The 1,190-nt window shown below is 67.0% G+C and carries 1 protein-coding gene; it reads right to left on the bottom strand.

All coding sequences use genetic code 11. The features are described from left to right. A partial coding sequence (tuf, locus tag JTJ31_RS24340; RefSeq protein WP_207541327.1) for an elongation factor Tu occupies positions 1–1,186 on the bottom strand: 1,186 nt, incomplete at its 3' end. Positions 1,187–1,190 lie beyond the last annotated feature (4 nt).

Raw genomic sequence — 1,190 nt, 5'->3', positions numbered from 1 at the left:
AGTTCGCGATGGAGGCGACGACGCCGGCGCCGACGGTGCGGCCGCCCTCGCGGATGGCGAAGCGCAGCCCCTCGTCCATGGCGATGGGGGCGATCAGCTCGACATCCATCGACACGTTGTCGCCCGGCATCACCATCTCCACGCCTTCCGGCAGCTGCACCACGCCCGTCACGTCGGTCGTGCGGAAGTAGAACTGCGGACGGTAGTTGGTGAAGAACGGCGTGTGGCGGCCGCCCTCCTCCTTGGTGAGGATGTAGGCTTCAGCCTTGAACTTCGAGTGCGGCTTGATCGAGCCCGGGGCCGCCAGAACCTGGCCGCGCTCCACGTCCTCGCGCTTCGTGCCGCGCAGCAGCGCGCCGATGTTGTCGCCCGCCTCTCCGCTGTCCAGCAGCTTGCGGAACATCTCGACGCCCGTCACCGTCGTCTTCACGGTGTCCTTCAGGCCGATGATCTCGACCTCTTCGCCCACCTTCACGACGCCACGCTCCACGCGGCCCGTCACCACCGTGCCGCGGCCCGAGATCGAGAACACGTCCTCGATCGGCATCAGGAACGGACGGTCCTTCGGACGCTCCGGCTGCGGGATGTAGCGATCCACTTCCGCCATCAGCTGCAGGATCGCCTGCTCGCCGATCTCGGGGCTCTTGTCCTCGAGCGCCATCAGCGCCGAGCCCTTCACGATGGGGATGTCGTCGCCCGGGAACTGGTAGGAAGAGAGCAGCTCGCGCACCTCCATCTCCACCAGCTCGACCAAGTCGGGGTCGGCCATGTCCATCTTGTTGAGGAACACCACCAGCGCCGGCACGCCCACCTGGCGGGCCAGCAGGATGTGCTCGCGCGTCTGCGGCATCGGGCCGTCGGCCGCCGACACCACCAGGATCGCGCCGTCCATCTGCGCCGCGCCCGTGATCATGTTCTTCACGTAGTCGGCGTGGCCCGGGCAGTCCACGTGCGCGTAGTGGCGGTTCGCCGTCTCGTACTCGACGTGCGCCGTCGAGATCGTGATGCCGCGCGCACGCTCCTCCGGCGCCTTGTCGATCTGGTCGTACGCCGTGAACGACGCACCACCCGTCTTCGCCAGAACCTTCGTGATCGCCGCCGTCAGGGACGTCTTGCCATGATCCACATGGCCGATCGTCCCAATGTTGCAGTGCGGCTTGGTGCGCTCAAACTTCGCCTTGGCCATCGTC

Origin of the sequence: Sabulicella rubraurantiaca, assembly GCF_017355885.1 — a bacterium.
GTDB lineage: Bacteria > Pseudomonadota > Alphaproteobacteria > Acetobacterales > Acetobacteraceae > Roseococcus > Roseococcus rubraurantiacus.
The sequence above is the reverse complement of the archived record's forward strand: the minus strand, read 5'-3'. Positions and strand labels throughout refer to the sequence as shown.